Genomic DNA, 1,292 nt, shown 5'->3' on the forward strand with positions numbered 1-1,292 from the left:
GTTGCCAGCATTAACTCTTCAATTTCCTCATCAAGGTCAATAAAGCCACCTGTTCGAGATTTATCAGCTGGAATAACAGCTGTTTTTTCCCATTCTCCATTGATTGCATCATAAAAATCGTCTTGATAACGTGTCATCTTGTTCTCGCTTTCATTTTTTCACTTATTCTTAGCTTAGCAAAAAACACTTGGGAATGCAATTAAAAATGGTCTCTCTTTTTTCTTCATTTTTTAGTTATTATTTTAAATTTTTTAAAAATTAACTTGACTTAATTTTTTTTTTAATGTATATTAAAAGACAGGAGGAAAATAACTGTATGATACGTATCGAAAACCTCAGTGTCTCCTACAAAGAAACGTTGGCACTAAAGGATATTTCACTAGTGCTCCACGGACCAACTATTACCGGAATTATTGGTCCAAACGGTGCTGGAAAATCAACTTTATTAAAAAGTATGTTGGGAATTATCCCACACGAAGGTCAGGCCTTTCTCGATGACAAAGAAGTCAAGAAATCTTTACATCGAGTTGCCTATGTCGAGCAAAAAATCCATATCGACTACAATTTCCCTATCAAGGTCAAGGAATGTGTCTCACTGGGACTCTATCCATCTATCCCGCTCTTCCACACTTTAAAGGCCAGCCACTGGAAAAAAGTGGCGGATGCACTTGAAATCGTTGGACTCTCAGACTATGCTGATCGCCAAATCAGTCAGCTCTCTGGAGGACAATTCCAACGTGTTTTGATTGCCCGCTGCTTAGTGCAGGAAGCTGACTACATCTTTTTAGATGAGCCTTTTGTCGGGATTGACTCGATCAGTGAAGAGATTATCATGAATACACTGAGAGACCTTAAAAAAGCTGGTAAAACAGTTCTCATCGTCCATCATGACCTCAGCAAAGTCCCTCATTATTTCGACCAAGTTATGCTTCTCAATCGAGAATTGGTTGCTATTGGTTCAACTGAAGAAACCTTTACCGAAGTCAATCTTAAGAAGGCTTACGGTAGCAAACTCTTTTTCAATGGAGGTGACCTATGATAGTAGAATTTATCGATGGATTGCAACATTTCCATTTCCTACAAAATGCCCTGATAACAGCTATAGTCATCGGGGTGGTTGCTGGAGCCGTGGGATGTTTTATCATCTTACGTGGAATGTCTCTCATGGGGGATGCCATCTCTCACGCAGTTTTGCCCGGCGTAGCCCTTTCCTTTATCCTGGGAATTGATTTCTTTATTGGAGCAATCATCTTTGGCTTGATGGCTTCCATCATCATTACCTACATCAAGGG

2 protein-coding genes and 1 pseudogene are annotated in these 1,292 nt (G+C 39.6%); 2 read left to right on the forward strand and 1 reads right to left on the reverse strand.

Going from position 1 to position 1,292, the window contains the following annotated elements; genetic code table 11:
* Positions 1-137 (reverse strand): annotated as a pseudogene (locus tag GMD1S_RS07745) (peptidase M13); the annotation flags it as partial.
* Between the two features lie 179 nt (positions 138-316).
* Here GMD1S_RS07745 and GMD1S_RS07750 point away from each other — a divergent pair.
* Both GMD1S_RS07750 and GMD1S_RS07755 read left to right on the forward strand, forming a co-directional pair.
* Positions 317-1,039, forward strand: coding sequence for a metal ABC transporter ATP-binding protein (locus tag GMD1S_RS07750; RefSeq protein WP_000619158.1), 723 nt, complete (start codon positions 317-319; stop codon positions 1,037-1,039).
* Positions 1,036-1,292: metal ABC transporter permease (locus tag GMD1S_RS07755; RefSeq protein ID WP_000634599.1), on the forward strand; the 257-nt coding region annotated here is incomplete at its 3' end. The genes GMD1S_RS07750 and GMD1S_RS07755, both read left to right, overlap by 4 nt.

This window comes from Streptococcus sp. GMD1S, assembly GCF_000296875.1.
Classification (GTDB): domain Bacteria; phylum Bacillota; class Bacilli; order Lactobacillales; family Streptococcaceae; genus Streptococcus.

What these genes read in the sequence shown, in the direction of transcription:
- GMD1S_RS07750 (WP_000619158.1), top strand. Translation starts at nt 317, where the DNA reads ATGATACGTATCGAAAACCTCAGTGTCTCCTACAAAGAAACGTTGGCA.